5 protein-coding genes are annotated in these 5,095 nt (G+C 63.5%); all 5 read right to left on the minus strand.

Annotated elements, in window-relative coordinates; genetic code table 11:
- Positions 1 to 710: heme lyase NrfEFG subunit NrfF (nrfF, locus tag DBR30_RS21815; protein WP_258224328.1), on the minus strand; the 710-nt coding region annotated here is incomplete at its 3' end.
- Positions 707 to 1,294 (minus strand): DsbE family thiol:disulfide interchange protein, encoded by a 588-nt coding sequence (locus tag DBR30_RS07470; RefSeq protein WP_108542276.1) that lies wholly within the window; start codon positions 1,292 to 1,294, stop codon positions 707 to 709. The genes nrfF and DBR30_RS07470, both read right to left, overlap by 4 nt.
- Positions 1,291 to 3,258, minus strand: coding sequence for a heme lyase NrfEFG subunit NrfE (gene nrfE / locus DBR30_RS07475; RefSeq protein WP_108542275.1), 1,968 nt, complete (start codon positions 3,256 to 3,258; stop codon positions 1,291 to 1,293). The genes DBR30_RS07470 and nrfE overlap by 4 nt, the downstream gene beginning before the upstream one ends.
- 149 nt (positions 3,259 to 3,407) lie before the next feature.
- Positions 3,408 to 4,361, minus strand: coding sequence for a cytochrome c nitrite reductase subunit NrfD (gene nrfD, locus DBR30_RS07480; protein ID WP_181363514.1), 954 nt, complete (start codon positions 4,359 to 4,361; stop codon positions 3,408 to 3,410).
- A gap of 87 nt (positions 4,362 to 4,448) precedes the next feature.
- A partial coding sequence (locus DBR30_RS07485) for a 4Fe-4S dicluster domain-containing protein (RefSeq protein ID WP_258224329.1) occupies positions 4,449 to 5,095 on the minus strand: 647 nt, incomplete at its 5' end.

A 5,095-nucleotide genomic window follows, 5' to 3' on the forward strand; every position in this document is an offset into this window, starting at 1 on the left:
TAGCGGCCGCTGCTCAGATACACAGCGGCAACAGCCGCGATGGCCAAGAGGCTAAGCAGCAACAAGGCCCGCCCGTGCCGATGATTGCGACCGCGATTGTCATGCAGGTTGGCCAGTTGCGCGCGCATGGCCAGCTCAGCTGTCGGGATGGTATTCGCCAGGCGGGCGGCGCTCAGCTCCCTGTAGAGAGGTTGGTCGGGGGAGAGGCCCACCTGTTCTCCACGCATGATCAACAGATTCAGTTCGCTGCGCGGATCGGCGGCGGGTTGATGGGGGGCTTCAACGATGGCCTTAACGACAGGGATGGGTTGCGCCTTTGTGCGTGTCAGGCGGCGAAACAGGGTCAACAGCGCCAGCCCCAACAGCAGCAGGGGGCCGCCCCACAGCAGCGCCGTGCTGGCATTGAAGGGGGGCTCGTAGCGGACGAAATCGCCGAAGCGCTCCGTCATGCGGGCGATCACCTGCTCATCAGACTGCCCCTCGTCCACCCAGCGGTAGACTTCGAGTCGCAGATCCCGCGCGATGGGGGAGTTGGACTCCACCAGATTCTGGTTCTGGCACTGGGGGCAGCGTAGGGCGCGGGCCACTTCCTGAGCGCGGGTCTGCAGCTCGGGGTGGCGAAACTGATAGGTATCGACCCCGCTGGCAAGGGCCCCTAGGCTCAAGGCCAGCAAGAGCTGCGCGATCAGGGCGTGGCCGAGACGGCTCATGGCTTGCTCTCCTGCACTTGTCTCTCCACTTCTTTCTCCACGTCGGGCTGGCGAGCGGTGTTGCTGCGGGCCCTTGCAAGCTGGGGGGCAAACTGGTGTTGCCAGATCTCCTGAGTGAGCAGGCCGGTATGACGGGTCAGCAGGGAGCCATCGCCGGCAAAGAGATAGGTCTCCGGCGTGCCGTAGACGCCGAGCTCCAGCGCCAGTTTGCCGTCGGGGTCGGCCAGCACGGCGCGATAGGGGTTGCCCGCCTGGATAAGCCAGGCGCGGGCCGCATCCCCCTTGTCCCTGTAGTTGAGGCCATAGAGGGGCACGGCGCTGGCCAGCTCACCCAGCAGTGGATGCTCGGCGCGGCAGTTGGCGCACCAGCTGGCCCAGACGTTAAGGACAAAGGGTTCGCCCTTGAGGCTGGCGGTCTGGATCGGACTCCCGTCCAGCAGATTGTCGCTCTGCCACGCAGGCAGGGTTCGCCCCAGCGTTGCCTCGTCCTGGCTGTAGGGATTGTTGCCAAGGCCAAGCCAGAGCAGGGCGCCGAGGCCCAGGGTCAGCAGCAGGGGAACAAAGAGGCGCAGGCGGGATCTCATAACGCCTCCTGTTCGAGCCGGGGATGGGAGGTGCCAACCGCAACGGAACGGGAGGCAAGCAAGGGGCGACGGGCGAGCAGGCGCAGGGCGCCGCCCGCCATCATCAACAGGCCGCCGAGCCAGATCCAGCGCACCAGCGGCTTGTAGTGCAGCCGCATGGCATAGGCATCTGGTCCCATCTTCTCACCCTGCACCACGTAGAGATCGCCGAGCATTCCCCACGCGATGCCGGGTTCATTCATGTTCATGGTGCGCACGCTGTAGTGGCGCCGCTCCGGCGTCAGCCGCGCCACCTCTTTACCGTTCTTGTGCACGCTAAGTGTGATCCGCTCGGCGGTATAGTTGGGGCCGATCACCGGCTCGCGCCCCTCATAGCGAAACTCGAACGCGCCGAGCTGGTAGGGCTGGTTGGCACCAAGCACTGTGCCCCCCTCCTGACTGTGGTGACTCACCTGCGCGATGCCAAGGGCGCATACCGCCACCCCGAGGTGGGCCAGCAGACTGCCGAGTCGGTTAAGGGTGAAATCGCGGAATGAAGTCAGTTGCAAGAGCGGGAGCAACAGGCTGGCCATCAGCCAGAGGCTCACCATATTGGCGAGAAGGCCAATCCAGCTACCGGAAACCGATCCCTGTTCCAGATAGGCAAGGCTAATGAGCCCGCCGCCAAGCAGGCCAAACAGCGGCGGCAACAGAGCGTTGAGTCGGGAATGTGGCGCAAGCTGCTGCCAGCGCAGGCGTGGCAGCTGGGTCATCAGCCCCATCAGGCAGAGGGCTAGCGGCACGAAGATGGTATTGAAATAGGGGGCGCCCACCGAGAGCGAGCCCAGATGGAGCGACTGGAACACCATGGGGTAGAAGGTGCCGAGCAGCACGCTGGCGCAGGCCACGCAGAGCAGCAGGATGGCGGCGCCGAGCAGTCCCTCCTTTGACAGTAAGCCAAAGCGGGCATAGGGGGCGCGAATGTCCGCCCGCAGGGCAAACAGGGTGAGGGCGCAGGTCAAGAGCAAGCCGAGCAGCAATAAGAGGGTGAGGCCACGGCTGGGGTCGACTGCAAAGGCGTGCACCGAGGTGAGCACCCCGGAGCGCACCACGAAGGTGCCGAGCAGGCTCAGTGAAAAGGTAAAGATGGAGAGCAGCAACACGGCGTGGCCGTAAGCGCCGCGCTTCTCGCACACCACCAGGGCGTGCAGCAGGGCGGTGCCGAGCAGCCAGGGCAAGAGGGAGGCATTTTCTACCGGATCCCAGAACCACCAGCCACCCCAGCCGAGCTCGTAATAGGCCCACCAGGAACCCAGCACGATGCCGGCGGTGAGAAACACCCAGGAGCCGAGCGCCCAGGGGCGACTCCAGTGGGCCACGGCACCATCCAGTCTGCCCGAATGGAGCGCCGCCATGGCGAAGGCGAAGTTGACCGCAAAGCCGATGTAACCGAGATAGAGCAGGGGCGGGTGGATGATAAGGCCGATATCTTGCAGCATGGGGTTGAGATCACGCCCCTCCAGCGGCCCCGGGAACTGGCGGTCAAACGGGCTGGAGAAGATCAGGGTATAGAGGCCGAACAAACCGACAATCAGCCCCATAATGGCCAGTACCCGAACGGTGATCAGCGGATCGACCCGCTTGGAGCAAAGGGCCACCAGAGCGCCCCACAGCCCCAACGCAAAGACGAAAAAGAGCATGGAGCCTTCATGGCCCCCCCATACCGCCGCCAGCTTGAAGCCCAGCGGCAGGGCGCTGTTGGCGTGCTGGGCAACATAGCTGACGGTGAAATCATCTTGGCCAAAGCAGCTGGCGAGCAGCAGCAGGGAGGCCAACAGCAGGAGCGCGACCAGGAGGGCCAGCGGTGTTGCGCAGCCGAGCAGCGGGCGTGAGGCGAGCCGCAGCCCCAGCCAGGGCAGCAGCCCTTGCAGCAGGGCGAGCCCGGTCGCCAGCAACAGTGAGAGATAGCCGAGCTCCGCTAGCACACAACCTCCAGTCAATCATTCGTCTATGTTATGCCGCAGCGTCTGCACCGTACCGGCGCTGGGGGATAACATCCACATTTCTGGCAACAACCAATCGCAACAAATAAGCGCCAGTCACCCGAGGGCGGCTGGCGCTGGTGATCATACCGTTATACGACTGTCATTTGACCGGCATAGAGCACGAAGTAGCGCAGCAGCAGGATCCCCACCAGGGTTAGGCTGCAGACCAGCACCAGATGGCCGTTTCGCTCTCGCAGGGGCGCCGGGGTCAGCAGAGCCAGCAGCTGGGGCAGCAGCATGCCGATGCCCACCACGCCGAGCCAGAACACCTGAGCCCAGAAGCCGCTGCCGATGGCGGCCCACATGGCCATCTCTTTCTGGCCGCCACCGAAGTAGAGGCCGGTAAAGAAGCAGACCAGCAGCAACACCTCGACCGCCAGCACCGGCCGCTCGAAGCGATGCACGAAGCTCACCCCCTGGCTGTGACGGTTCTCTTTGAACAGAGTCACCGCGAGCAAGATGGTGGAGGCGATACCGGAGCTGATGCCCGAGACCAGAAACAGTACCGGCAGTACCGGGTTGTTCAGGAGCGGATAGGTCTTGAGCGCCGAGAGCAGAAAGCCGGTGTAGGCCCCCAGCAGCACGGCGAGCAGCAACAACAGCGGCGCCAGCAGCCGCTCGATGCGGGCGAGCAAGCCAATCAGCCCATCCACAAATGCGAACTTCTCTTGCAGCAGGTGACTGCGCAATGTCTCAATCTCGGCGCGATACACCACCGCCAGCCAGGCGAACAGCACCGCCATATAGAGCTGAAACAGCATGACCCCCATCGACATCACGGAGTCGAACTGGTAGTGGAACATCAGCTTCCAGAAGGTCCAGGGGCGGGCCAGATGAAAGATAAGGATCAGTAACCCCAGAACCACGCTCGCCGGCGCCAGAATGGCGGTTGCCTTGATGATGCCGCTCTCGCTGCCAGCCCCCTTGCGGCGCAATAGCACCGAGAGGGTGGTGGCCCCGGCGGAGATGCCGAGCAGAAAGAGATAGATGGCGATGGGCCAGTCCCACACCAGCGAGGGGAAGTGAAATGCGTCATGCCACATGATCCATTCCTCCTTCTGTTACTGCCATAGATGGCGATGGGGCAAATCCCCACACCAGCGAGGAGAAGTGAAATGCCGCTTGCATCGTCATGACGTTATCTCCCCTTTGGGCACGCGGTACATCTTGGGCGAGGTGCCGAGTGCCTGCTTGTAGCGATAGGTGGTCTCCTTCACCAGCCGTTGGGCGATGGGGCTGTCCGGATCATCCAGATTACCGAACACCAGCGCCTTGGTGGGGCAGGATTCCACGCACGCCGGCTGCTTGCCCGCCGCCAGGTTGGTCTTGCGGCAAAAGTCGCATTTGTCCGCCACCCGGGTAACCGGGTTGATAAAGCGCACCTGATAGGGGCAGGCGGCGAGGCAATACATGCAGCCGACGCAGAGATCCGCGTCGACATCGACGATGCCATCCTCCTTGCGGATATGGGAGGCACCGGTCGGGCAGACGTGGACGCAGGGGGCGTTGTCGCAGTGCTGGCAGGACTTGCGAAAGAAGTGGTACTCGGCGTCGGGAAATTCACCGATGGGGCCTGAACGGATGATCTCGAGGCGCGAGACGCCTTCCGGCACTTTGTTCACTTCCCGGCAGGCATCCATGCAGGCGGTGCAGCCGATGCAGGCCGTCTCATCGTGGATCATGCCATAGCGTATCCCGTCGATGGTCTGGCTGTGGGCAAGGGGGGTGGCAAGGGAGCGAGTGTTGGCACGAGCAGCCCCCGTCATCATTATAAGGG

It is taken from the genome of Aeromonas sp. HMWF017, from assembly GCF_003061465.1.
Classification (GTDB): Bacteria; Pseudomonadota; Gammaproteobacteria; order Enterobacterales; family Aeromonadaceae; genus Aeromonas; species Aeromonas veronii.